22 protein-coding genes are annotated in these 25,005 nt (G+C 56.4%); 20 read left to right on the top strand and 2 right to left on the bottom strand.

Going from position 1 to position 25,005, the window contains the following annotated elements:
• Entirely contained in the window at positions 1 to 1,563 is a 1,563-nt protein-coding gene (leuA, locus tag OJ965_RS17790) for a 2-isopropylmalate synthase (protein ID WP_046101207.1), read from the bottom strand.
• 89 nt (positions 1,564 to 1,652) lie between these two features.
• Complete coding sequence (leuL, locus tag OJ965_RS21345; protein WP_111208305.1) at positions 1,653 to 1,736, bottom strand: leu operon leader peptide; 84 nt, start codon at positions 1,734 to 1,736, stop codon at positions 1,653 to 1,655.
• 730 nt (positions 1,737 to 2,466) lie between these two features.
• Between leuL and ilvI the strand changes: the two genes are divergently transcribed.
• From ilvI to secM, 20 genes are all read left to right on the top strand, one after another.
• Entirely contained in the window at positions 2,467 to 4,191 is a 1,725-nt protein-coding gene (gene ilvI, locus OJ965_RS17785) for an acetolactate synthase 3 large subunit (protein ID WP_009092154.1), read from the top strand.
• Between the two features lie 2 nt (positions 4,192 to 4,193).
• Positions 4,194 to 4,685: an acetolactate synthase small subunit gene (gene ilvN / locus OJ965_RS17780; protein ID WP_009092152.1), complete on the top strand. Its 492-nt coding sequence runs from the start codon at positions 4,194 to 4,196 to the stop codon at positions 4,683 to 4,685.
• Positions 4,686 to 4,881: 196 nt separating this feature from the next.
• Positions 4,882 to 5,892 (top strand): catabolite repressor/activator, encoded by a 1,011-nt coding sequence (cra, locus tag OJ965_RS17775; RefSeq protein WP_009092150.1) that lies wholly within the window; start codon positions 4,882 to 4,884, stop codon positions 5,890 to 5,892.
• 495 nt (positions 5,893 to 6,387) lie between these two features.
• Positions 6,388 to 6,846 carry a division/cell wall cluster transcriptional repressor MraZ gene (gene mraZ, locus OJ965_RS17770; RefSeq protein WP_009092149.1) on the top strand — a complete coding sequence of 153 codons (459 nt, stop codon included), beginning with the start codon at positions 6,388 to 6,390 and terminating at the stop codon, positions 6,844 to 6,846.
• Between the two features lie 2 nt (positions 6,847 to 6,848).
• Complete coding sequence (gene rsmH, locus OJ965_RS17765) at positions 6,849 to 7,790, top strand: 16S rRNA (cytosine(1402)-N(4))-methyltransferase RsmH (protein WP_009092147.1); 942 nt, start codon at positions 6,849 to 6,851, stop codon at positions 7,788 to 7,790.
• Positions 7,787 to 8,107 carry a cell division protein FtsL gene (gene ftsL, locus OJ965_RS17760; protein ID WP_003854764.1) on the top strand — a complete coding sequence of 107 codons (321 nt, stop codon included), beginning with the start codon at positions 7,787 to 7,789 and terminating at the stop codon, positions 8,105 to 8,107. The genes rsmH and ftsL overlap by 4 nt, the downstream gene beginning before the upstream one ends.
• A 16-nt stretch (positions 8,108 to 8,123) precedes the next feature.
• Positions 8,124 to 9,890: a peptidoglycan glycosyltransferase FtsI gene (locus OJ965_RS17755; RefSeq protein ID WP_009092146.1), complete on the top strand. Its 1,767-nt coding sequence runs from the start codon at positions 8,124 to 8,126 to the stop codon at positions 9,888 to 9,890.
• On the top strand, positions 9,877 to 11,364 hold the full coding sequence (gene murE, locus OJ965_RS17750) for a UDP-N-acetylmuramoyl-L-alanyl-D-glutamate--2,6-diaminopimelate ligase (protein WP_046101208.1): 1,488 nt from the start codon (positions 9,877 to 9,879) through the stop codon (positions 11,362 to 11,364). Before OJ965_RS17755 ends, murE begins: the two co-directional genes overlap by 14 nt.
• Positions 11,361 to 12,719: a UDP-N-acetylmuramoyl-tripeptide--D-alanyl-D-alanine ligase gene (murF, locus tag OJ965_RS17745; RefSeq protein WP_265137216.1), complete on the top strand. Its 1,359-nt coding sequence runs from the start codon at positions 11,361 to 11,363 to the stop codon at positions 12,717 to 12,719. Before murE ends, murF begins: the two co-directional genes overlap by 4 nt.
• Positions 12,713 to 13,795: a phospho-N-acetylmuramoyl-pentapeptide-transferase gene (mraY, locus tag OJ965_RS17740; RefSeq protein ID WP_009092141.1), complete on the top strand. Its 1,083-nt coding sequence runs from the start codon at positions 12,713 to 12,715 to the stop codon at positions 13,793 to 13,795. The genes murF and mraY overlap by 7 nt, the downstream gene beginning before the upstream one ends.
• Positions 13,796 to 13,797: 2 nt before the next feature.
• Positions 13,798 to 15,114, top strand: a complete 1,317-nt coding sequence (gene murD / locus OJ965_RS17735; protein ID WP_009092140.1) for a UDP-N-acetylmuramoyl-L-alanine--D-glutamate ligase — start codon at positions 13,798 to 13,800, stop codon at positions 15,112 to 15,114.
• Complete coding sequence (gene ftsW / locus OJ965_RS17730) at positions 15,114 to 16,328, top strand: cell division protein FtsW (protein WP_150028635.1); 1,215 nt, start codon at positions 15,114 to 15,116, stop codon at positions 16,326 to 16,328. The genes murD and ftsW overlap by 1 nt, the downstream gene beginning before the upstream one ends.
• On the top strand, positions 16,325 to 17,383 hold the full coding sequence (gene murG, locus OJ965_RS17725; protein WP_265137215.1) for an undecaprenyldiphospho-muramoylpentapeptide beta-N-acetylglucosaminyltransferase: 1,059 nt from the start codon (positions 16,325 to 16,327) through the stop codon (positions 17,381 to 17,383). The genes ftsW and murG overlap by 4 nt, the downstream gene beginning before the upstream one ends.
• A 70-nt stretch (positions 17,384 to 17,453) precedes the next feature.
• Positions 17,454 to 18,932, top strand: coding sequence for a UDP-N-acetylmuramate--L-alanine ligase (gene murC, locus OJ965_RS17720; RefSeq protein WP_009092134.1), 1,479 nt, complete (start codon positions 17,454 to 17,456; stop codon positions 18,930 to 18,932).
• A complete protein-coding gene (locus OJ965_RS17715; RefSeq protein ID WP_167429144.1) occupies positions 18,922 to 19,842 on the top strand; it encodes a D-alanine--D-alanine ligase in 921 nt (306 codons plus the stop codon). Before murC ends, OJ965_RS17715 begins: the two co-directional genes overlap by 11 nt.
• A gap of 1 nt (position 19,843) precedes the next feature.
• Positions 19,844 to 20,683 carry a cell division protein FtsQ gene (gene ftsQ, locus OJ965_RS17710; RefSeq protein WP_009092131.1) on the top strand — a complete coding sequence of 280 codons (840 nt, stop codon included), beginning with the start codon at positions 19,844 to 19,846 and terminating at the stop codon, positions 20,681 to 20,683.
• Entirely contained in the window at positions 20,680 to 21,936 is a 1,257-nt protein-coding gene (ftsA, locus tag OJ965_RS17705) for a cell division protein FtsA (RefSeq protein WP_009092129.1), read from the top strand. Before ftsQ ends, ftsA begins: the two co-directional genes overlap by 4 nt.
• 71 nt (positions 21,937 to 22,007) lie before the next feature.
• Positions 22,008 to 23,162 carry a cell division protein FtsZ gene (gene ftsZ / locus OJ965_RS17700; protein ID WP_009092127.1) on the top strand — a complete coding sequence of 385 codons (1,155 nt, stop codon included), beginning with the start codon at positions 22,008 to 22,010 and terminating at the stop codon, positions 23,160 to 23,162.
• A 101-nt stretch (positions 23,163 to 23,263) separates the two neighbouring features.
• Positions 23,264 to 24,181 (top strand): UDP-3-O-acyl-N-acetylglucosamine deacetylase, encoded by a 918-nt coding sequence (gene lpxC, locus OJ965_RS17695; RefSeq protein WP_009092125.1) that lies wholly within the window; start codon positions 23,264 to 23,266, stop codon positions 24,179 to 24,181.
• 299 nt (positions 24,182 to 24,480) lie between these two features.
• Positions 24,481 to 24,978 (top strand): secA translation cis-regulator SecM, encoded by a 498-nt coding sequence (secM, locus tag OJ965_RS17690; protein WP_265139290.1) that lies wholly within the window; start codon positions 24,481 to 24,483, stop codon positions 24,976 to 24,978.
• Positions 24,979 to 25,005: the final 27 nt, after the last annotated feature.

Here is a 25,005-nt window from a genome sequence, read left to right as displayed (position 1 = left end):
TTATACGGTTTCCTTCTGATCTTTAAATTTGCGTTGCAATTCCTGTTCAACCTGGCGGGCACGCCAGATATTGTTCAGCGCATTCACCATCGCTTTGGCAGACGATTCCACGATATCGGTCGCCAGACCGACGCCGTGGAACTTACGGCCGTTGTAGCTCACCACAATGTCGACCTGACCCAGCGCGTTTTCGCCGTGGCCTTTGGCGGTCAGTTTGTAGTTAACCAACTCCGCGTCGAACTGAGTAATACGGTTAATGGCCTGATAGACCGCGTCAACCGGGCCGTTGCCGGTGGCCGCATCCGCTTTGGCATCATCGCCGCAGCCCAGCTTGACAGAGGCGGTAGCGGTGATGCCGGAACCGGTCTGAACGTTAAATTCATGCAGCTGAAAATGCTCCGGCTCTTCATTCTGTTTATTGATGAAGGCCAGCGCTTCCAGGTCGTAGTCGAACACCTGACCTTTTTTGTCAGCCAGTTTCAGGAAGGCGTCATACAGGGCATCCAGATTGTAATCCTGCTCTGCATAGCCCATCTCTTCCATACGATGTTTTACCGCCGCGCGGCCAGAACGTGAGGTCAGGTTCAGCTGAATCTTGTGTAAGCCGATCGACTCCGGCGTCAGGATTTCATAGTTTTCGCGATTCTTCAGCACGCCATCCTGATGAATACCGGAGGAGTGGGCGAAGGCGTTGGAGCCGACCACCGCCTTGTTCGCCGGGATAGGCATATTGCAGATCTGGCTCACCATCTGGCTGGTGCGGTAGATCTCCTGATGATTGATGTTGGTGTGCACATTCATGATCTGCTGGCGGGTTTTGATCGCCATGATCACCTCTTCCAGCGCACAGTTACCGGCACGTTCACCCAGACCATTCAGCGTGCCTTCAACCTGACGTGCACCCGCCTGGACAGCCGCCAGGGCGTTACCGGTCGCCATACCCAGGTCATCGTGCGTATGGACAGAGAGAATCGCTTTGTCGATGTTAGGCACGCGGTTGATCAACTGGCTGATGATGTGAGCATATTCGCCTGGCAGGGTATAACCCACGGTGTCCGGGATATTGATGGTGTTTGCACCGGCATTAATTGCGGCTTCAACCATCCGGCACAGGTCATCAATCGGGGTACGGCCGCCATCTTCACAGGAGAATTCAACGTCATTGGTGTAGTTGCGGGCACGTTTCACCATGTGAACCGCGCGCTCAATCACCTCGGGCAGCGTGCTGCGCAGTTTGGTGGCGATATGCATCGGTGAGGTGGCAATGAAGGTATGAATACGGAAGGCTTCGGCAACGCGCAGTGATTCGTACGCCGCATCAATATCCTTCTCCACACAGCGGGCCAGACCGCAGACCCGACTATTTTTAATGGTGCGCGCGATGGTCTGTACGGATTCAAAATCGCCAGGTGAGGAGACCGGGAACCCCACTTCCATGACATCCACGCCCATACGCTCCAGCGCTAATGCAATCTGCAATTTTTCTTTCACACTCAGGCTGGCCTGTAATGCCTGCTCACCGTCGCGCAGAGTGGTATCGAAAATAATGACTTGCTGACTCATCGTATTCATCCTTTTGCATTTTCTGGCCTGGCAACGAGCATAAAAAAACCCGCGACAGGCGCGGGTTTTTAACTTTCAGCAGGTTTGAATCAGTGTTTGATTCCGCCCACAAGTCTACCGCGCAAGCTGTATGCGTTTAGTAGTAGACCGAGAAGGCGAGCAAAACGAAACATGGATTCAAACCTTATAAATTGTTGTGCTGCCTATATTGGTACTGCAATCACTCAGGGATGTCAACCTTCTGTGCGGGGTTATTCTCCACCGTGTAAAAGGAAGATCGTCTGTTATTTTACGGCCTGACAGCGTAATGAATAGCGCTGAAGTGAGTGCCGCGCCGGTCAGGCAGGATAAGCACGCTGTTGTAGCGTAAGGATTCTTTTATCTATCTGAAATTTAATGTTTTTATTTTTGCGCCTCTCAGGCGTGACGCAGAATTTATGTCCGCTTGCTTAGCATAATCGTATGCGCTTTAGCGATTTTCTGGTTAATTAACCCAGAAAATAAAAAGGTGGGGCGATTGTGGGCTGGGGCAGGACACAATAAGTTTTCGTTATTTCTTAGATCACGCTAAAAATAATTTCTTAGTCAGCATTTTCCTCTGCGGTTCTGCGGCGTAATTAGTTTAATCCGCGCAGCCAATTCTTATCGGGCAGAGCCTTTACGTCCCTGCCATTTAATTTACACGGCTTTGCGGTTTGCCTGCCCGCTGAAGTGCGGTTATGGTAATCGACCTACTCTCAGAACAATGAACTCGACAGATTTCTCTGTAACCGGACAGCGGCACAGGTTTCCGCTGTCGTGCATAAACATAAGATTTTGATTGGCAGAGCAGGCACCGGCGTGACGCGATATGTGCAAAAGGCCCTATTCATGGCGCCCGGTCCTGAAGCCTGGAGGCAGAAGATGGAGATGTTGTCAGGAGCCGAAATGGTCGTCCGTTCGTTAATCGATCAGGGCGTTAAGCAGGTATTCGGTTATCCGGGTGGCGCGGTATTAGATATCTATGATGCGCTGCAAACCGTCGGGGGTATCGATCACATTCTGGTACGCCATGAGCAGGCTGCGGTGCATATGGCTGACGGCCTCGCACGCGCCACGGGTGAAGTCGGGGTCGTGCTGGTCACTTCCGGCCCCGGCGCGACCAATGCGATCACCGGGATCGCCACCGCCTATATGGACTCTATTCCGCTGGTGATTCTGTCGGGCCAGGTGCCTACCTCGCTGATTGGCTATGATGCCTTTCAGGAGTGCGACATGGTCGGCATTTCACGGCCGGTGGTGAAGCACAGTTTTCTGGTGAAAAGCACCGAAGAGATCCCCACCGTGCTGAAAAAGGCGTTCTGGCTTGCCGCCAGCGGACGTCCGGGACCGGTGGTTATCGATCTGCCGAAAGATATTCTCAACCCGGCCAATAAGCTCCCTTATCACTGGCCGGACGCTGTCAGCATGCGCTCCTACAATCCGACCATCCAGGGCCATAAAGGTCAGATTAAGCGTGCGCTGACGACACTGCTGGCCGCAAAACAGCCGGTGATTTATGCCGGTGGCGGTGCCATCACCGCGGGCTGTGAAGCAGAACTGTTACAGCTGGCCGAAAGCCTGAACATTCCGGTCACCACGTCGCTGATGGGACTGGGCGCGTTTCCTGGGACGCATCGTCAGTGCGTCGGGATGCTTGGCATGCACGGCACCTATGAAGCCAACATGACGATGCACAACACCGATCTGATTTTTGGTATCGGCGTTCGCTTTGACGACCGCACCACCAATAATCTGGCGAAGTATTGCCCCAACGCCACCATCATGCACATTGATATCGACCCGACCTCTATCTCCAAAACGGTAGCGGCGGATATCCCGATCGTGGGTGATGCGAAGCAGGTGCTGCAGCAGATGCTGGAGCTGCTGGCGCAAAACGACAGCGAGCCGCGCTCTGAGAGTCTGCAGGCGTGGTGGAGCGCGATTGAGGGCTGGCGCAGTCGTCAGTGCCTGGAGTTTGATCGGACCAGCGACAAAATCAAGCCGCAGGCCGTCATTGAAACCATCAGCCGTCTGACCCACGGCGACGCCTACGTCACGTCCGATGTGGGCCAGCATCAGATGTTTGCTGCGCTCTATTACCCGTTTGATAAACCGCGTCGCTGGATCAACTCCGGGGGGCTGGGCACGATGGGCTTTGGCCTGCCCGCTGCGCTGGGTGTCAAGATGGCTCTGCCGGACGAAACCGTTATCTGCGTGACGGGCGATGGCAGTATCCAGATGAACATTCAGGAGCTCTCAACCGCACTGCAGTACAATCTGCCGGTGCTGGTACTGAGCCTGAATAACCGGGTTCTGGGCATGGTGAAACAGTGGCAGGATATGATCTACTCCGGTCGCCACTCGCAGTCCTATATGGAGTCACTGCCTGACTTTGTGCGTCTGGCTGAAGCCTACGGCCACGTCGGGATCGCCATTGAGCATCCGGCTGAACTGGAAGAGAAGCTGACGCTGGCGCTGGAGAAACTGGCACAGGGGCGTCTGGTGTTTGTAGATGTTGCCGTGGACGGTAGCGAACATGTTTACCCGATGCAGATTCGCGGCGGCAGCATGGATGAGATGTGGTTAAGCAAAACGGAGAGGACATAACTATGCGTCGCATTTTATCAGTTCTGCTGGAGAACGAATCTGGCGCATTATCCCGTGTCGTCGGTCTCTTTTCGCAGCGCGGCTACAACATCGAAAGCCTGACCGTTGCGCCTACCGACGATCCCACCCTGTCGCGGATGACCATTCAGACGGTAGGCGACCAGAAGGTGCTGGAGCAGATCGAAAAGCAGCTGCACAAGCTGGTGGATGTGCTGCGCGTGACCGAACTGGGGCAGGGTGCCTACGTAGAGCGCGAAATCATGCTGGTGAAGATCCAGGCGAGTGGCTATGGCCGTGAAGAGGTGAAGCGCAACGCTGAGATCTTCCGCGGTCAAATCATTGATGTAACGCCTACGCTGTACACGGTTCAGCTGGCAGGCACCAGTGACAAACTGGACGCGTTTCTCAATTCCGTGCGTGAGGTTGCCGAAATCGTTGAAGTGGCCCGCTCCGGTATTGTGGGCGTATCACGCGGCGATCGCATCATGCGTTAATCACGCTGCGTCACCATCGAACCTCACCTAACCCGGCGAAATGCCGGGTTTTTTTATTTTTTATGCGCCAGGCTGGTTACATTCAGAAAAGCGGTTGCTCCGCGCACTTTTCTGCTGTTAGATGATAGCCATGAGTTATCCATAGCTTAACTGCGGCTATTTCTGCCGTAAAAGCGGATTTGATGGTGGGGTTATCGTGAAGCTGGATGAAATTGCGCGTTTGGCAGGCGTGTCGCGCACCACGGCCAGTTATGTGATCAATGGTAAAGCGCGGCAGTATCGTGTCAGCGACAAAACCGTTGAGAAAGTGATGGCGGTCGTGCGTGAACATAATTATCACCCCAATGCGGTGGCCGCCGGGCTGCGTGCCGGGCGAACGCGCTCTATTGGGCTGGTGATTCCCGATCTGGAGAATACCAGTTACACCCGTATTGCAAATTATCTTGAACGACAGGCGCGTCAGCGAGGCTATCAGCTGCTGATCGCCTGCTCAGAAGATCAGCCTGATAACGAGATGCGCTGCATTGAGCATCTGCTACAGCGTCAGGTCGACGCGATCATCGTCTCCACCTCGTTACCGCCTGAGCATCCCTTTTATCAGCGCTGGGTCAACGATCCGCTGCCAATCATTGCGTTAGACCGTGCGCTGGATCGTGAACATTTCACCAGCGTCGTGGGTGCCGACCAGGACGATGCCCATACGCTGGCGGCTGAACTGCGTCAGCTTGAGGTCAAAAACGTGCTGTTCCTCGGCGCCCTGCCTGAGCTGTCAGTGAGCTTCCTGCGTGAGATGGGATTCCGTGATGCGTGGAAAGATGACCCGCGGCCGATAGATTACATTTATTGCAACAGCTTTGAACGCACCGCTGCCGCCGCGCTGTTTGAGCGTTATCTTGAAGAGCATCCGATGCCGGAGGCGCTTTTTACCACCTCTTTCGGGCTGCTGCAGGGCGTCATGGATGTCACGCTGAAACGAGACGGCCGGCTGCCTACCGAGCTGGCGATTGCCACCTTTGGCGACCACGAATTACTGGACTTTCTTGAGTGCCCGGTGCTGGCCGTAGGACAACGCCATCGTGACGTCGCCGAACGGGTACTGGAATTAGTTTTAGCCTCGCTGGATGAGCCAAGAAAACCTAAACCCGGTTTAACCCGTATCCGCCGTAATTTATATCGTCGCGGACAATTAAGCCGAAGAGTTAAATGAGTGAAGGGCAGTATTACGCTGCCCGCCACGTTTATTTTTTCCGAATTACTGATTAAATAAACAGGTCGACGTAAAAAAGCGTAAATTCTGCTCATCAATTCTAACAAAGCAGAAAGGGTTATTTTTATTATCTGCTTACAACTTCAACAAATGCCGCCTTCCTGTCCGGCCTGAGCCGCTGGGCTTTCTTTCGGAAATCCCCTAAAATGCCGCCGCTGTCTCAGAAACCACGAGAAATATTCAGCGTGTGACGCTGTTTCATTTTTAATCGTTTTTTCCGCGCCCGCTTTTTTTATTCAGGTATTCATTGGTTTAATTTTTTCTTTCTCTTTTTATTCGATCAGGGCGTCGGCAGCCATTAATTCGGCGCTCTGTAAATAGTGATATTCAACTGCCGCTCCGGCTTGACAAGGATTTCATCGAATCCTTAAACTCGTTTCGTGGTAAAAAGTGGGATAAAGTGGTGCAAACGGGTGACCAGGGGGAGAGACTGGCATGTTCCGCGGAGCAACGTTAGTCAATCTCGACAGTAAAGGGCGGCTTGCCGTACCCACGCGATATCGCGATTTGCTGATCGGGGAATCTCAGGGGCAGATGGTCTGTACCATCGACCTCCACCAGCCATGCCTGTTGCTTTATACCCTGCCCGAATGGGAAATCATTGAAAAAAAGCTCGCCCGCTTATCCAGTATGAATCCACTTGAGCGCCGTGTGCAGCGTCTGTTGCTGGGACATGCCAGTGAATGTCAGATGGATAATGCAGGACGCCTGCTGCTGGCGAATACGCTTCGGCAGCACGCAAAATTAACCAAAGAAGTGATGCTGGTCGGACAGTTCAACAAGTTTGAGCTGTGGGATGAACAGACCTGGTATCAACAGGTCAGGGACGATATTGACGCAGAACAGTCAGCTCAGGAGCCTTTATCTGAGCGGTTGCAGGACTTGTCGCTATAGCTATGCAGGAAAATTTCAAACATACCACCGTGCTGTTGGATGAGGCGGTTAACGGCCTCAATATCAGGGAAGACGGTATCTACATCGACGGCACGTTTGGTCGTGGTGGTCATTCACGTCTGATTCTTTCGCAACTGGGAGAGAAGGGACAACTGATCGCCATCGATCGCGACCCTCAAGCTATCGCCGCTGCCGCTGAGATTACCGATCCCCGCTTCTCTATTATTCATGGCCCTTTTTCCGCCCTGGCAGAGTATGTCTCTGAGCGGGATTTGGTCGGAAAAATTGACGGCATCCTGCTGGATCTGGGGGTTTCCTCACCGCAGCTGGATGACGCAGAGCGCGGCTTCTCGTTTATGCGTGACGGACCGCTGGATATGCGTATGGATCCTTCGCGCGGTCACTCCGCCGCCGAGTGGTTACTGCAGGCGGAAGAGGCAGACATCGCTTTCGTGCTGAAAACCTACGGTGAAGAGCGGTTCGCCAAACGTATCGCCCGCGCCATTGTTGAGCGCAATCGCGAAGCGCCGATGACCCGGACACGGGAGCTGGCTGAGGTGATCGCCGTTGCCACGCCGGTTAAAGATAAGTTCAAGCATCCGGCGACGCGCAGTTTCCAGGCGATCCGTATCTGGATTAACAGTGAACTGGAAGAGATCGATATTGCGCTGAAAGGGGCAGTTGAGGTGCTGGCACCACAAGGGCGCCTTTCGGTGATCAGCTTCCACTCGCTGGAAGATCGGCTGGTGAAACGCTTTATGCGCGATCAGAGTCGCGGGCCGCAGGTCCCAGCCGGGCTGCCAATGACGGAACATCAGCTGCGTGCCCTGGGCGGTCGTGAACTGAAATTACTCGGCAAAATGTCGCCGGGCGATGCCGAAGTTTCTGAGAACCCGCGCGCGCGCAGTTCGGTATTACGTATTGCGGAGAAAACCGACGCATGATCGGTAATGAGCGTCACAGTCTGCCCGCCGTCATCGGCGGGGATCTGCTGCGAAAGGGCAAGATCCCGGTGCTGTTGCTGATCGCTGTGGTGGTTTCTGCCGTGCTGGTGGTCACCACCACCCATAAAACCCGACTGTTAACCGCACAGCGTGAACAGCTGGTACTGGAGCGCGACGCGCTGGATATCGAATGGCGCAACCTGATTCTGGAAGAGAATGCGCTGGGCGATCACAGTCGTGTCGAACGCATCGCCACCGAGAAGCTGCAGCTGCAGCACGTTGATCCTTCACAAGAAAATATCGTGGTGCAGAAATAAGGACCTCAGATAGCGAATGAGCGGTACAGGCAGAACGCTGAAGTTAAAGAAACCGGAAGATAAGGCCAGCTTTGTAAGCTGGCGTTTTGCGTTGCTGTGCGGCTGTATTTTGCTGGCGCTGGGGGGACTGCTGTCACGCGTTGCCTGGCTGCAGGTGATCAATCCAGGCAAGCTGGTCAAAGAGGGCGATCTTCGCTCGCTACGCGTGCAGGCGGTGCCGACGTCGCGCGGGATGATCAGCGATCGAGCCGGACGCCCGCTCGCCGTCAGTGTCCCGGTAAATGCCATCTGGGCCGATCCCAAAGAGCTCCACGCCGGCGGCGGCGTCACACTGGACAGCCGCTGGAAGGCGCTCTCCGATGCGCTTTCGATTCCGCTGGATCAGCTGGCGGCGCGTGTTAACGCCAACCCGAAAGGCCGCTTCGTCTATCTGGCGCGCCAGGTCAATCCGGCTATCGGCGAGTACGTTAAAAAACTCAAACTTCCCGGTATTCATCTGCGCGAAGAGTCGCGCCGCTACTATCCTGCCGGGCAGGTCACCTCCCATCTGATTGGTTTTACCAATATCGACGGACAGGGCATTGAAGGCATCGAGAAGAGCTTTGATAAGTGGCTGACCGGTGCGCCGGGCGAACGAACAGTGCGTAAAGACCGTTACGGTCGGGTCATCGAAGATATCTCTTCCGTCGACAGCCGGGCGGCCCACAACCTGACCCTGAGCATTGATGAACGTCTGCAGGCGCTGGTTTACCGCGAACTGAATAACGCCGTGGCGTTCAACAAAGCGGAGTCGGGCACGGCGGTGCTGGTGGATGTGAACACCGGTGAAGTGCTGGCGATGGCTAACAGCCCGGCTTACAACCCGAACAATCTCAGTAATACCTCCAAAGATCTGATGCGCAACCGCGCCATCACCGACATTTTCGAGCCTGGCTCAACCGTGAAGCCGATGGTGGTGATGACGGCGCTGCAACGCGGCGTGGTCAGAGAGAACAGCGTTCTGAATACTGTGCCGTACCGCGTCAATGGTCATGAGATCAAAGATGTGGCGCGCTACAACGAATTGACCCTGACAGGGGTTCTGCAGAAGTCGAGTAACGTCGGGGTTTCACGTCTGGCGTTAGCGATGCCCTCCTCAGCGCTGGTAGAAACTTACTCGCGTTTTGGACTGGGCAAACCGACCAATTTGGGGCTGGTCGGGGAAAGCAGTGGCTTATACCCTAAAAAACAACGGTGGTCTGACATAGAGAGGGCCACCTTCTCTTTCGGCTACGGGCTAATGGTAACGCCGTTACAGTTAGCGCGAGTCTACGCAACCATTGGCAGCTATGGCATTAATCGCCCGCTGTCGATTACCAAAGTCGACCCGCCCGTCGCGGGAGAGCGCGTTTTCGATGAATCGCTGGTGAAAACCGTGATGCATATGATGGAAAGCGTGGCGCTGCCTGGTGGCGGCGGTGTCAAAGCGGCCATCAAGGGCTATCGCATTGCGATAAAAACCGGTACGGCGAAAAAAGTCGGGCCGGATGGTCGCTACGTCAACAAATACATCGCCTATACCGCAGGTGTTGCACCTGCCAGTCATCCTCGGTTCGCGCTGGTGGTGGTGATCAACGATCCCCAGGCCGGCAAATATTATGGTGGTGCGGTTTCTGCTCCGGTGTTTGGTGCCATCATGGGCGGCGTACTGCGCACCATGAACATTGAACCGGATGCGTTACCGACCAATGACAGAAACGAGCTGGTGACTAACAGAAGTGAGGAATCAAGTGACAGATCGTAACCTGCGCGACTTACTCGGCCCCTGGGTGCCAGGCGCGCCGGCGCGCCCACTGCGTGACATGACCCTGGACAGCCGCCTTGCGGCGTCTGGCGATCTGTTTGTCGCTGTTTCAGGCCATCAGGTTGATGGACGCCGCTTTATCCCGCAGGCGATTGCGCAGGGCGTCGCTGCCGTTGTGGCGGAAGCCGAAGGCGAAGCCGCCGATGGTGAAATCCGTGAAATGCACGGCGTGCCGGTTATCTATCTGGCGCAGCTGCATCAGCGTCTTTCGGCATTAGCCGGACGCTTTTACCAGCAGCCAGGTGAAAAACAGAAGCTGATCGGCGTGACCGGCACCAACGGCAAAACCACCACCACGCAGTTACTGGCGCAGTGGGCAATGCTGCTGGGTGAAACCAGCGCGGTTATGGGCACGGTCGGCAACGGCCTGGTAGGCCAGCTGGCAGCCGCCGAAAATACTACCGGCTCTGCGGTAGACGTACAGCATCTGCTGCACGATCTGGCTGAAAAAGGGGCGACCCTGACCGCTATGGAAGTTTCTTCACACGGGCTGGTTCAGCATCGCGTCGCGGCGCTGCCGTTTGCCGCTGCGGTCTTCACTAATCTCAGCCGCGACCACCTCGACTATCACGGTGACATGGAGAGCTACGAGTCCGCCAAATGGCTGCTCTTCTCTGAGCATCAGGTCGGTCAGGCGATCCTCAACGCGGATGATGAAGTGGGGCGTCGCTGGCTCGCGCGCTTACCGGATGCGGTCGCGGTCACTATGGAGAATAACCTCCAGCCGGGTTGCCATGGCCGCTGGCTGAAAGCCGACGCGGTGGAGTACCACGACAACGGCGCCCATATCCGTTTCAGCTCCAGCTGGGGCAATGGCGACATTGCCAGCCCGCTGATGGGCGCATTCAATGTCAGCAATCTGATGCTGGCGCTGGCGACCCTGCTGGCGCTCGACTATCCGCTGGCGACGCTGATCGACGCCGCCCCCCGGTTACAGCCGGTCAACGGGCGTATGGAAGTGTTCAGTGCCGCAGGTAAACCCACGGTCGTGGTCGATTACGCTCACACGCCAGACGCGCTGGAAAAAGCGCTGGAAGCGGCACGCCTGCACTGCACAGGAAAACTGTGGTGCCTGTTTGGCTGCGGTGGCGATCGTGACAAAGGGAAACGCCCGTTAATGGGGGCGATTGCCGAGCAGTTTGCCGATGTGGTGGTGATTACCGATGACAACCCGCGCAGCGAAGATCCGCAGGCCATCGTCAACGATATTCTGACCGGTTTGCTGGACCCGGGCCGCGCCCGTGTGGTCTCCGGTCGTGCGCAGGCGGTGACTAACACCATTATGCAGGCGCAGCCTGACGACATCGTGCTGGTCGCGGGCAAGGGCCACGAAGATTATCAGATTATCGGTACACACCGGCTTGATTACTCCGACCGTGCAACGGTCGCGGCTCTGCTGGGAGGCACAGCATGATTCCGGTTTCATTACAGACCCTGGCACAGATCACCGGCGGCACGCTTTACGGCAGCGACCTCACTCTGAACGAGGTCACCACAGATACCCGCAAGGTGACGGCTGGCAGCCTGTTTGTCGCGCTGGTGGGTGAGCGTTTTGATGCGCATGACTTTGTCGGCGATGCGATTGCGAATGGCGCACAGGCGCTGCTGGTCAGTCAGCATTTACCTGTCGCTGTACCGCAGGTGGTCGTTGAGGATACCCGTCTCGCCTTTGGCAGACTGGGGGCCTGGGTTCGCCAGCAGTCGACCGCCCGCGTCGTGGCGCTGACCGGCTCTTCCGGGAAAACCTCGGTGAAAGAGATGACCGCGGCGATTCTGCGTCAGTGTGGTGAAACGCTCTATACCGCCGGTAATCTCAATAACGACTATGGCGTCCCGATGACGCTGCTGCGCCTGACACCTGAACATCAGTATGCGGTGATCGAGCTGGGCGCGAATCATCAGGGCGAAATCGCCTATACCACCGATCTGGTTCGGCCGGAGAGCGCGCTGGTTAACAACCTGGCGGCAGCACATCTGGAAGGCTTTGGTTCACTGGCGGGCGTTGCCAAAGCCAAAGGCGAAATTTTTCAGGGCTTACCGCCGCACGGCATTGCGATTCTGAATGCCGAGAGCAATGACTGGCCAAAGTGGCAGGCGAATCTGCAGGATAAAACCGTGTGGCGCTTTGCACCGCAGGCGGCAGGGTGCGACTTCTCCGCCCGCGATATCCGCATTGCTCAGGACGGCACCCATTTTGTCATGGTGACTCCGCGTGGCGAAGTGGAGATCGTTCTGCCGCTGCCGGGTCGCCATAACATCGCTAATGCCCTGGCCGCTGCGGCGCTGGCCCTGTCAGTGGACGTGCCGCTGAGCGCCGTTCAGCAGGGGCTGAAAAGCCTGCAGTCGGTGCCTGGCCGTCTGTTCCCGGTGCGCCTCTCTGCGCAGCAGCTGCTGCTGGATGACAGCTACAACGCTAACGTCGGTTCAATGACCGCAGCGGTTCAGGTTCTGTCCGAGATGCCGGGCTATCGGGTGCTGGTGGCGGGGGATATGGCCGAGCTGGGCGACGAGACCGAACAGTGTCACCGCGAAGTCGGCGAGGCGGCACGTGACGCAGGCATTGATCGCGTGCTGACGACCGGCAGATTCAGCCATTTCATCAGCGAAAGCAGCAAAGCTGGCGAACATTTCAGCGATAAGACGGCGCTGACTGAACGTTTACGCCAGCTGTTGTCCGAACACTCAGAAATTACTGTCTTGATAAAAGGTTCGCGTAGTGCCGCCATGGAGCAGGTAGTACAGAGCTTACAGGAGAAAGGAACATGTTAGTTTGGCTGGCCGAGCATCTGGTCGCTTTATATTCCGGTTTTAACGTCTTTTCCTATCTGACGTTTCGCGCCATTGTCAGCCTGCTGACCGCGTTATTTATCTCGCTCTGGATGGGACCGCGCCTGATCGCCTGGCTGCAGAAGTTACAGATCGGTCAGGTTGTCCGCAACGACGGCCCGGAGTCTCACTTCAGCAAGCGCGGCACGCCGACCATGGGCGGCATCATGATCCTGACCTCCATCACCATTTCGGTGCTGATGTGGGCCTATCCGTCGAATCCGTATGTCTGGTGTGTGCTGGTGGTGTTAATCGGCTTTGGCATCATCGGCTTTGTCGACGATTACCGCAAAGTCGTACGTAAAGACACGAAGGGACTCATCGCCCGCTGGAAATATTTCTGGATGTCGGTGATTTCACTGGGCGTGGCGTTCGCGCTGTATGCGGCAGGCAAAGATACGCCGGCGACCCAGCTGGTGGTGCCATTTTTCAAAGACATCATGCCGCAGCTCGGCCTCTTTTATGTGCTGCTGGCCTACTTTGTGATTGTCGGAACGGGTAATGCGGTCAACCTGACCGATGGCCTGGATGGTCTGGCTATTATGCCGACCGTCTTTGTAGCGGCCGGCTTCGCGCTGGTTGCCTGGGCAACGGGTAACGTGAAATTCGCAGAATATCTGCATATCCCTTACCTGCGTCATGCCGGTGAACTGGTGATTGTCTGCACCGCTATCGTCGGGGCAGGGCTGGGCTTTCTATGGTTCAACACCTACCCGGCACAGGTCTTTATGGGGGATGTGGGCTCGCTGGCACTGGGCGGCGCGCTGGGAACCATCGCGGTGTTACTGCGTCAGGAATTTTTACTGGTGATCATGGGCGGCGTGTTTGTGGTTGAGACGCTGTCGGTGATCCTGCAGGTGGGATCGTTCAAGCTGCGCGGTCAGCGTATTTTCCGCATGGCGCCGATCCATCACCACTATGAACTGAAAGGCTGGCCGGAACCGCGCGTGATTGTGCGCTTCTGGATTATTTCGCTAATGCTGGTGCTGATTGGCCTGGCCACGCTGAAGGTGCGTTAATCATGGCTGACTATCGGGGTAGAAAAGTCGTCATCATCGGGCTGGGCCTGACCGGGCTCTCCTGTGTTGATTTCTTTCTGGCGCAGGGCGTAACGCCTCGCGTGATGGATACCCGTGTCTCGCCGCCGGGGCTGGATAAATTGCCCGGGCAGGTTGAACGCCATCTGGGCGGTCTTAACGGCGACTGGCTGCTGACCTCCGATCTGATTGTTGCCAGTCCGGGCATCGCGCTGGCGCATCCGCTTCTCAGCGAAGCAGCAGATGCCGGCATCGAAATCGTTGGCGACATCGAGCTGTTTTGCCGCGAGGCGCAGGCGCCTGTCGTGGCGATTACCGGTTCCAACGGCAAAAGCACGGTGACGACGCTGGTGGGCGAGATGGCCAAAGCCGCAGGCTGGCAGGTGGGTGTGGGCGGCAACATCGGCCTGCCCGCACTGAGCCTGTTACAGTCTCCGGCGCAGCTCTACGTGCTGGAGCTCTCCAGTTTTCAGCTTGAGACTACGCACAGCCTGAAAGCCGCGGCGGCAACCGTGCTGAACGTCAGCGAAGATCATATGGATCGCTATCCGCTGGGGATGCAGCAGTATCGTGCCGCCAAACTGCGGGTTTACGAGAATGCGCAGACCTGCATCGTTAACGCCGATGACGCCCTGACGATGCCGGTTCGCGGGGCGGACACCCGTTGTGTCAGCTTTGGCATCGATTTCGGTGACTATCACCTTAACAAGCAGCAGGGCAGTATCTGGCTGCGGGTGAAGGGTGAGAAGGTGCTGAACACCGCTGAAATGAAAATGACCGGCCAGCACAACTACACCAATGCACTGGCGGCGCTGGCCCTGGCTGATGCCGTAGGGTTGCCACGCGCCTCCAGCCTGGCCGCTTTAACGCATTTTAACGGTCTGGCACATCGCTTCCAGCTGGTGCATGAGCATCAGGGCGTGCGCTGGATTAACGACTCTAAAGCCACCAATGTTGGCAGCACCGAAGCGGCACTGAATGGTCTGCAGGTGAACGGCACGTTATGGCTGCTGATGGGCGGCGATGGCAAATCAGCCGACTTTACGCCGCTGATCCCCTGGCTGCAGGGTGACAATGTGCGTCTCTACTGTTTTGGCCGCGACGGTGATGCGCTGGCGGCGCTGCGTCCTGAGATCGCCGTACGCACGGAGACGATGCGTCAGGCAATGGAGCAGATCGCGCCTCAGGTTAAATCCGGCGATATGGTTCTGCTGTCGCCCGCCTGTGCCAGCCTTGACCAGTTCCGTAACTTTGAGCAGCGCGGCGATCAGTTCGCGCAGCTGGCGAAGGAGCTGAGCTGATGCGTATTCCTGGCGCCGGACTGGCTCACTATTTCTCAGGACGCCTGAAAGATTGGGTCATGGGATCGCGTGAAAGTGATGACACTTCACTGGTGCTCTATGACCGCACGCTGTTATGGCTGACGCTCGGTCTGGCAGTGATTGGTTTTGTGATGGTGACCTCGGCCTCTATGCCTGTCGGTCAGCGTCTGAATGACGATCTCTTTTACTTTGCCAAGCGTGACGCCTTCTACATTGCGCTGGCGCTGGGCATGGCGCTGGTTACGCTGCGGGTGCCAATGGATTTCTGGCAGCGCTACAGCAACGTGATGCTGATGGTCACGATCGTGATGCTGCTGATTGTTCTGGTGGTCGGCAGCTCGGTTAACGGTGCATCGCGCTGGATTGCGCTGGGTCCGCTGCGTATCCAGCCTGCGGAGCTGTCGAAGCTCTCCCTGTTCTGCTATCTCGCCAGCTACCTGGTGCGCAAAGTGGAAGAGGTGCGTAATAACTTCTGGGGCTTCTGTAAACCGATGGGCGTCATGGTCGTACTGGCGGTGTTACTGCTGGCGCAGCCCGACCTGGGAACGGTGGTGGTGCTGTTTGTTACGACGCTGGCGATGCTCTTCCTGGCGGGGGCCAAGCTGTGGCAGTTCATGGCGATCATCGGCTCCGGTATCTTTGCGGTGATCCTGCTTATCATTGCAGAACCCTACCGTATGCGCCGCGTGACGTCGTTCTGGAATCCCTGGGAAGATCCGTTTGGGAGTGGCTACCAGCTGACCCAGTCGCTGATGGCCTTTGGCCGCGGTGAGTTCTGGGGACAGGGGCTCGGTAACTCCGTGCAAAAGCTGGAATATCTGCCGGAAGCGCACACCGACTTTATTTTCGCCATCATAGGGGAAGAACTCGGTTACATCGGTGTGGTATTGGCACTTTTAATGGTATTCTTCGTCGCTTTTCGTGCGATGTCAATTGGCCGACGTGCGCTGGAGCTGGATCAGCGTTTTTCCGGCTTTTTAGCCTGTTCAATTGGCGTCTGGTTCAGCTTCCAGGCGCTGGTTAACGTTGGGGCTGCAGCCGGTATGTTACCGACTAAAGGCCTGACCTTGCCGCTGATCAGTTACGGTGGTTCGAGTCTGATCATTATGTCGACCGCCATCGTCTTTTTATTACGCATAGATTATGAAACGCGCCTGGCGAAAGCGCAGGCGTTTACCCGAGGTGGTCGATGAGCGGTAAGCGATTGATGGTGATGGCAGGCGGAACCGGCGGACATGTTTTTCCCGGTCTGGCTGTCGCCCATCATCTGATGGAACAGGGCTGGCAGGTTCGCTGGTTAGGCACCGCCGACCGCATGGAGGCCGATCTGGTGCCGAAGCACGGCATTGAGATCGACTTTATCCGCATCAGCGGACTGCGTGGTAAAGGCCTGAAAGCGCTGCTGCTGGCGCCCATACGCATCTTCAATGCATGGCGTCAGGCGCGCCGCATTATGAAAGCCTGGCAGCCCGATGTTGTGCTGGGCATGGGCGGCTACGTTTCCGGTCCCGGTGGCCTGGCGGCCTGGAGTTGCGGCATTCCGGTGGTACTGCATGAGCAGAACGGGATTGCCGGACTGACTAACAAATGGCTGGCGAAAATTGCCACCAAAGTGCTGCAGGCGTTTCCGGGGGCTTTTCCTGCTGCCGATGTAGTGGGCAATCCGGTGCGTACGGATGTGCTGGCGCTGCCTCTGCCGGCACAACGGCTGGCCGACCGGTCGGGCCCGATCCGGGTGCTGGTGATTGGCGGCAGTCAGGGCGCACGGATACTGAACCAGACGCTGCCGCAGATTGCGGCGCTGGTGGGTGATGAGATCACCCTGTGGCATCAGACCGGTAAAGGGGCGCTGCCCGAAACTGAGAAAGCCTATCAGCAGGCGGGTCAGACGCAGCACAGGGTCACCGAGTTTATCGATGATATGGCGGCGGCCTATGCCTGGGCCGATGTGGTGGTCTGCCGCTCCGGGGCGTTAACCGTGAGTGAAGTCGCTGCCGCCGGTTTACCGGCGATTTTCGTGCCGTTTCAGCACAAGGATCGCCAGCAGTACTGGAACGCGCTGCCGCTGGAAAAAGCGGGCGCCGCCAGAATTTTTGAGCAGCCGCAGTTTACTGCGGAGGCCGTAGCGGATCTGCTACGCCACTGGGATCGCGCAACCCTGTTGACGATGGCTGAGCAGGCCCGTCAGGTGGCGATCCCCGATGCGACCGATCGGGTCGCACAGGAAGTGGCTCGCGCCGCAAAGTAATCATTCCGGTCAGCGTGTCTGACCTGTACCCGGGCCGGGTACAAACTGAAAGAGCAGGTAATTGAGAGCGATGAATACACAACAATTGGCAAAACTGCGTTCTATCGTGCCCGAGATGCGTCGCGTCCGGCACATCCACTTTGTCGGCATCGGTGGTGCTGGCATGGGCGGTATTGCCGAAGTGTTAGCAAATGAAGGCTACCATATCAGCGGTTCAGATCTGGCCCCTAACCCGGTGACGCAGAACCTGATAGCGCTGGGTGCGACCATCTATTTTAACCATCGCCCTGAAAACGTGAACGATGCCAGCGTGGTGGTGGTTTCCAGCGCGGTCTCGCAGGACAACCCTGAACTGGTGGCGGCGCGTGAACAGCGCATTCCGGTCATCCGCCGCGCGGAGATGCTGGCGGAGCTGATGCGATTCCGTCACGGCATCGCCGTTGCGGGCACCCATGGCAAAACCACCACCACGGCGATGGTCTCAAGCATTTATGCGGAAGCCGGGCTGGATCCGACCTTTGTGAACGGCGGACTGGTTAAAGCAGCAGGCACCCATGCCCGTCTGGGCAACAGCCGCTATCTGATTGCCGAAGCGGATGAGAGTGACGCGTCGTTCCTGCATCTGCAGCCGATGGTGGCGATTGTGACCAACATCGAAGCGGACCACATGGACACTTATCAGGGCGATTTTGAGAACCTGAAGCAGACCTTTATTAACTTCCTGCACAACCTGCCGTTTTACGGTCGCGCAGTGATGTGCGTGGATGATGCGGTGATCCGCGATCTGATCCCACGTGTAGGACGGCACATTACCACCTACGGTTTCAGTGATGACGCTGACCTGCGCATTGAGAATTATGAGCAGAGTGGTGCGCAGGGACATTTCACCCTGATCCGTCAGGATAAAGCGCCGCTGCAGATTACGCTGAACGCACCGGGCCGCCACAATGCGCTGAATGCGGCCGCCGCGGTTGCCGTCGCCAGTGAAGAGGGCATTGAAGACAACGCCATTCTGGCTGCGCTGGAGAGCTTCCAGGGCACGGGCCGTCGCTTTGATCTGCTGGGTGAGTTCCCGACCGAACCGGTAAACGGGCAGCCGGGCAGCGCAATGCTGGTGGATGACTATGGTCATCACCCGACTGAAGTTGAGGCGACGATCAAAGCGGCGCGTGCAGGCTGGCCGGATAAAAAACTGGTCATGGTATTTCAGCCGCACCGTTTCAGCCGAACCCGCGATCTCTTCGATGATTTCGCCAACGTGCTGTCACATGTCGATGTCCTGCTGATGCTGGATGTCTACTCTGCCGGTGAGACGGCCATTCCGGGCGCAGACAGCCGTTCGCTCTGCCGTGCGATTCGCAACCGGGGCAAAGTGGATCCGATTCTGGTGCCGGAACATGACGCGCTGCCGGAGATGCTGGCACCGCTGCTGTCAGGCAACGATCTGATTCTGGTGCAGGGGGCCGGTAACGTCGGTAAGGTTGCCCGCAAGCTGGCTGACGCGAAGCTCCAGCCGGAGCAGAAAGCGGAGGATCGTCATGGCGGATAAAGTTGCCGTATTAATGGGCGGTACCTCGGCAGAGCGTGAGGTGTCGCTTAACTCGGGTCAGGCTGTGTTAGCCGGATTACGGGAAATGGGCATTGATGCACATGGCATCGATACCCGTGATGTTTCGGTTCTCACGCTGAAAGAGCAGGGCTTTACCAAAGCCTTTATCGCTCTGCATGGCCGGGGTGGCGAAGATGGCTCGCTGCAGGCGGTGCTGGAGTTTCTGCAACTGCCCTACACGGGCAGCGGCGTGATGGCCTCAGCCGTCACCATGGACAAGCTGCGCACCAAACTGCTGTGGCAGGGGCGCGGCTTACCTTCAGGACGCTTTGTCTGGCTGACACGTCAGCAGTTTGATGCCGGGCTGGATGCCGAGAGCGACGCGGCGATTGCGGCGCTTGGCCTGCCACTGTTTGTTAAGCCAGCCTGTGAAGGCTCCAGCGTGGGCATCAGCCGGGTCAACGATCTGAGCGCGCTGCCTGCTGCACTGGAACTGGCGTTTAAGCACGACAATGACGTGCTGGTCGAGGCGTTTCTCAGCGGCGCGGAGTATACCGTCGCGATTGTGGGCGATCGTATTCTGCCTGCCATTGAAATTAAGAGCGCCAGTGAGTTCTATGACTATGAAGCTAAATACATTTCTGACGATACTCAGTATCTCTGTCCGGCCGATTTAAGTGCCGAACGGGAAGCAGAATTGCAGCAGCTGGTGCTGGCAGCCTGGCGTGCGCTGGGATGCCGTGGCTGGGGACGGGTTGATGTGATGACCGACGGAGAGGGGAACTTTCAGCTGCTGGAAGCCAACACCTCACCGGGCATGACCAGCCACAGTCTGGTTCCGATGGCGGCGAAACAGGCGGGTATGCGTTTCCCGCAGCTGGTTGCCCATATTCTGGAGCTGGCCGACTGATATGTCACAGGCGGCGATGAGAGTTCGAAACCGTGAACCGCAGGAGCGTACTCGCACCGGGCGCAGTAACGGAGCCCGACTGTTCGGTATTGTTTTCCTGCTGATTGTCATCGGGATTATGATTTCCGGCGGGCTGGTGGTGCTGAAGTGGATGAATGATGCGTCCCGGTTGCCGTTATCCAGACTGGTGGTAACGGGGCAGACGCACTACACCACGCACGATGATATCCGCCAGGCGATCCTGTCGCTTGGCCCACCAGGCACCTTTATGTCGCAGAATGTCGACATCCTGCAGCAGCAGATCGAGCGGCTGCCGTGGATCAAGCAGGTCAGCGTGCGTAAACAGTGGCCGGACGAGCTGAAGATTCATCTGGTGGAGTACACGCCAGTGGCGCGCTGGAACGATGTGCATATGGTGGATGCTGATGGGGTTTCCTTCAGTGTGCCTGCCAGCCACATTGGTAAAGAGACGTTGCCAATGCTGTACGGACCTGAAGGGAGTGAGAAAGAGGTCCTGGCGGGCTATCACAGCATGGATGATGTGCTGAAAGCCCGGAAGTTTACTCTGAAGGTGGCGTCGATGACGGCCCGGCGTTCATGGCAGCTGGTCACCAGCGATGATGTTCGTATCGAGCTGGGCCGCAGCGACACCATGAAACGACTGAATCGCTTTATTGAGCTCTACCCGGTGCTGGAACAGCAAGGTCAGAACGAGAGCAAACGTATCAGCTACGTGGATTTGCGATACGACTCGGGCGCTTCTGTTGGCTGGACACCGGTTGTGATGGAGCCACAGGACAGTAATCAGCAACAGAACCAGGCACAGGCTAAACAACAATGATCAAGGCAACGGACAGAAAACTGGTAGTTGGACTCGAAATCGGCACTGCGAAGGTCGCCGCCCTGGTTGGGGAAATTCTGCCCGATGGTATGGTCAACATTATTGGGGTGGGCAGCTGTCCCTCCCGCGGTATGGATAAAGGTGGCGTAAACGACCTTGAGTCGGTGGTGAAATGCGTTCAGCGTGCCATCGACCAGGCTGAGCTGATGGCAGATTGCCAGATCTCCTCTGTCTACCTTGCTTTATCGGGCAAACATATCAGTTGTCAGAACGAAATCGGGATGGTTCCGATTTCGGAAGAGGAAGTGACTCAGGATGATGTGGAGAACGTCGTGCATACCGCCAAATCGGTGCGTGTGCGTGATGAGCATCGCATCCTGCACGTGATTCCTCAGGAATATGCCATCGACTATCAGGAAGGGATTAAGAACCCGGTCGGCCTTTCCGGCGTGCGTATGCAGGCGAAAGTGCACCTGATCACCTGTCACAACGACATGGCGAAGAACATCGTGAAAGCCGTTGAGCGGTGCGGGCTGAAAGTCGATCAGCTGATTTTTGCCGGTCTCGCCTCCAGTTTTGCCGTTTTAACGGAAGACGAACGTGAGCTAGGCGTGTGTGTTGTCGACATTGGTGGCGGTACAATGGACATTGCCGTATATACCGGCGGCGCTTTACGGCACACTAAGGTTATTCCGTATGCGGGCAACGTCGTCACCAGCGATATCGCCTATGCGTTTGGCACACCGCCAACCGATGCGGAGGCGATTAAAGTGCGCCATGGCTGTGCGCTGGGATCGATTGTCGGCAAAGATGAGAACGTTGAAGTGCCAAGCGTGGGCGGACGTCCACCGCGCAGCCTGCAGCGTCAGACGCTGGCAGAGGTGATTGAGCCGCGTTATACCGAACTTTTGAATCTGGTCAACGACGAGATTCTGCAGTTACAGGAACAACTGCGTCAGCAGGGCGTGAAGCACCACTTAGCCGCAGGCATTGTCCTGACCGGTGGCGCCGCGCAAATTGAAGGACTGGCGGCCTGTGCGCAACGCGTATTCCATACGCAGGTGCGTATCGGACAGCCGCTGAATATTACTGGCCTGACTGATTATGCGCAGGAATCGTACTACTCGACCGCGGTGGGACTGCTGCACTATGGCAAAGAGTCGCACATGAACGGTGATGCAGAGACCGAAAAGCGTGTCTCAGTAGGTAACTGGTTCAAGCGTTTTAACAGTTGGTTAAAAAAAGAGTTTTAATTTTTGTGAAAGGAGATCATGCTGTTTTCTTTAGTGATCTCCAGGCGACAGGCACATAACGGAGAGAAATCATGTTTGAACCTATGGAATTAACCAACGACGCGGTGATTAAAGTCATCGGCGTCGGTGGCGGCGGCGGTAACGCCGTAGAGCACATGGTACGCGAGCGTATCGAAGGTGTGGAATTCTTTGCTGTGAATACCGACGCTCAGGCGCTGCGTAAAACAGCGGTCGGCCAGACGATCCAGATCGGTAATAACATTACCAAAGGTCTGGGTGCGGGTGCGAACCCGGAAGTGGGCCGTAACTCTGCAGAAGAAGATCGCGAAGCACTGCGTTCTGCGCTGGAAGGGGCAGACATGGTGTTCATCGCAGCCGGCATGGGCGGCGGTACCGGTACCGGTGCAGCGCCTGTCGTGGCTGAAGTGGCAAAGGATTTAGGCATCCTGACGGTGGCCGTGGTCACCAAGCCGTTCAACTTCGAAGGCAAAAAACGCATGGCGTTTGCCGAGCAGGGGATCGCTGAACTCTCTAAACATGTCGATTCACTGATCACCATTCCTAACGACAAGCTGCTGAAAGTGCTGGGTCGCGGAATCTCCCTGCTGGATGCGTTTGGCGCAGCCAACGACGTGCTGAAAGGTGCAGTCCAGGGTATTGCCGAGCTGATCACCCGTCCGGGCCTGATGAACGTCGACTTTGCTGACGTGCGTACCGTCATGTCTGAAATGGGTTATGCGATGATGGGTTCAGGCGTTGCGTGCGGTGAAGATCGTGCGGAAGAAGCGGCTGAAATGGCAATCTCCAGCCCACTGCTGGAAGATATCGACCTGTCTGGTGCACGTGGCGTGCTGGTCAACATTACGGCAGGCTTCGATCTGCGTCTGGATGAGTTCGAAACCGTGGGTAACACCATCCGCGCCTTCGCTTCTGACAACGCAACCGTGGTTATCGGCACCTCGCTGGATCCGGAAATGAACGACGAACTGCGCGTCACCGTGGTGGCAACCGGTATCGGCATGGACAAGCGTCCGGAAATTACGCTGGTCACTAACAAGCCAGCCAGCCAGCCTGTGATGGATCATCGCTATCAGCAGCACGGTATGTCACCGCTGCCGCAGGAGCAGAAACCCGCTGCTAAAGTGGTTAACGACCAGGCTGCGCAGTCGAACAAAGAGCCCGACTATCTTGATATTCCGGCCTTTTTACGCAAGCAGGCCGATTAGGATTAACCCTATAATTGGGGTTCTCCGCTCTTTGTGCTAAAGTGTCTGCCCGCTGGTAAAGTATACTGGCGGTCGGAAAGGTAATATTGCGAGATAATGCGATGATCAAACAAAGGACATTAAAACGTATTGTTCAGGCGACGGGTGTCGGTTTGCATACCGGCAAAAAAGTCACCCTGACATTACGCCCTGCGTCGGCTAACACCGGGGTCATCTATCGTCGCACCGACTTGAATCCACCGGTAGATTTTCCGGCTGATGCAAAATACGTGCGCGACACCATGCTGAGTACCTGCCTGGTGAATGATGACGGCGTGCGTATTTCAACGGTCGAACACCTCAATGCCGCCCTGGCCGGTCTGGGTATCGATAACATTATTGTTGAAGTCGATGCTCCGGAAATCCCGATCATGGATGGCAGCGCAGCACCGTTTATCTATCTGCTGATGGATGCGGGTATCGAGCAGCTCAACAGCGCGAAGAAATTTGTGCGCGTTAAGCAGACCGTGCGTGTGGAAGAGGGTGATAAATGGGCCGAGATCAAACCGTACAACGGTTTCTCGCTTGATTTCACCATCGACTTCAAACACCCGGCTATCGATTCCAGCTCACAGCGTTATGCGATGAACTTCTCTGCTGATGCCTTTGTTCGTCAGATCAGCCGGGCGCGTACATTTGGCTTTATGCGTGAAATCGAATATCTGCAGTCTAAAGGCCTGTGCCTGGGCGGTAGCTTAGATTGTGCGATAGGTCTGGATGATTTCCGCGTACTGAATGAAGAAGGCCTGCGTTTTGAAGACGAGTTTGTCCGTCACAAAATGCTGGACGCTATCGGCGACCTGTTTATGTGTGGTCACAACATCATTGGTGCATTTACTGCATTCAAATCAGGCCACGCACTGAACAACAAGCTGCTGCAAGCGGTTCTGGCTAAGCAGGAAGCCTGGGAATGGGCAACCTTCGAAGACGAAGCTGAACTGCCGCTGGCATTCAAAGCACCGAATCTGGTTCTGGCTTAATTACCCCGGAACGCGAAACGGCTGGTTATGCTGACACCCTCTCCGGTCAGCGGCGCCAGCCGTTTTTTATTGCCCCCATCTTCTCCATCGCAATAGTGTGACCTCTCTCGTAACACCTTGTCTGTTCTGCTGAATTGCTGAACAATCGCTCGCCTTTTCTCACACCGCCACTTTAATCTCAGGTGTGGATGCCCCACATTAATGATACTATCTGTGGCGCTTTTACAGGCCGAAATCCGTTGCAGCATGCGGCGGTTGAACGAAAACAAAGGCGCAGGAGCATGCGCAATGGAAAGGGTGTGATCGGGATTCTTCAGCGCTGGCGACAATTGGGTAGACGCTATTTCTGGCCCCATCTCCTGTTAGGGATGGTCGCGGCCAGCTTTGGCCTGCCAGCCTGTGCGCAAAACTCAGAACTCAGCACCTCTTCAGAATCTCCGGCCAGCAGCCTTTTTCTGGGCAGTGCCGCACGTTTTGACCACCTGATACGGCTTCAGGAAGCGTCCCGCCGTCCCAGCTTCAGCGTGGATTACTGGCATCAGCACGCCATCCGTACGGTTATCCGTCATCTTTCGTTCACGCTGGCGCCACAGGCCCAGGCGGAGCCACAGATTTTACCGCTGGCGGCACAAAAGCTGGCGCTGATTGATTCACTGCATAACTTACTGACGTCTCATTCTGCGCGGCATACCGCCCCGCAGCTGATGACGGCACCCCCGCTTTTCACCCGCTCATGGGTTGAGTGGCATGCCAGCGTGCATGGCATTCGCGCCGGACCTGCCCGATTGTTCTGCTAATATTTTTGGTTTTATTCACTCTGTTAA

Origin of the sequence: Pantoea anthophila (assembly GCF_026104315.1) — a bacterium.
Taxonomy (GTDB): domain Bacteria; phylum Pseudomonadota; class Gammaproteobacteria; order Enterobacterales; family Enterobacteriaceae; genus Pantoea; species Pantoea anthophila.
The sequence above is the reverse complement of the archived record's forward strand: the minus strand, read 5'-3'. Positions and strand labels throughout refer to the sequence as shown.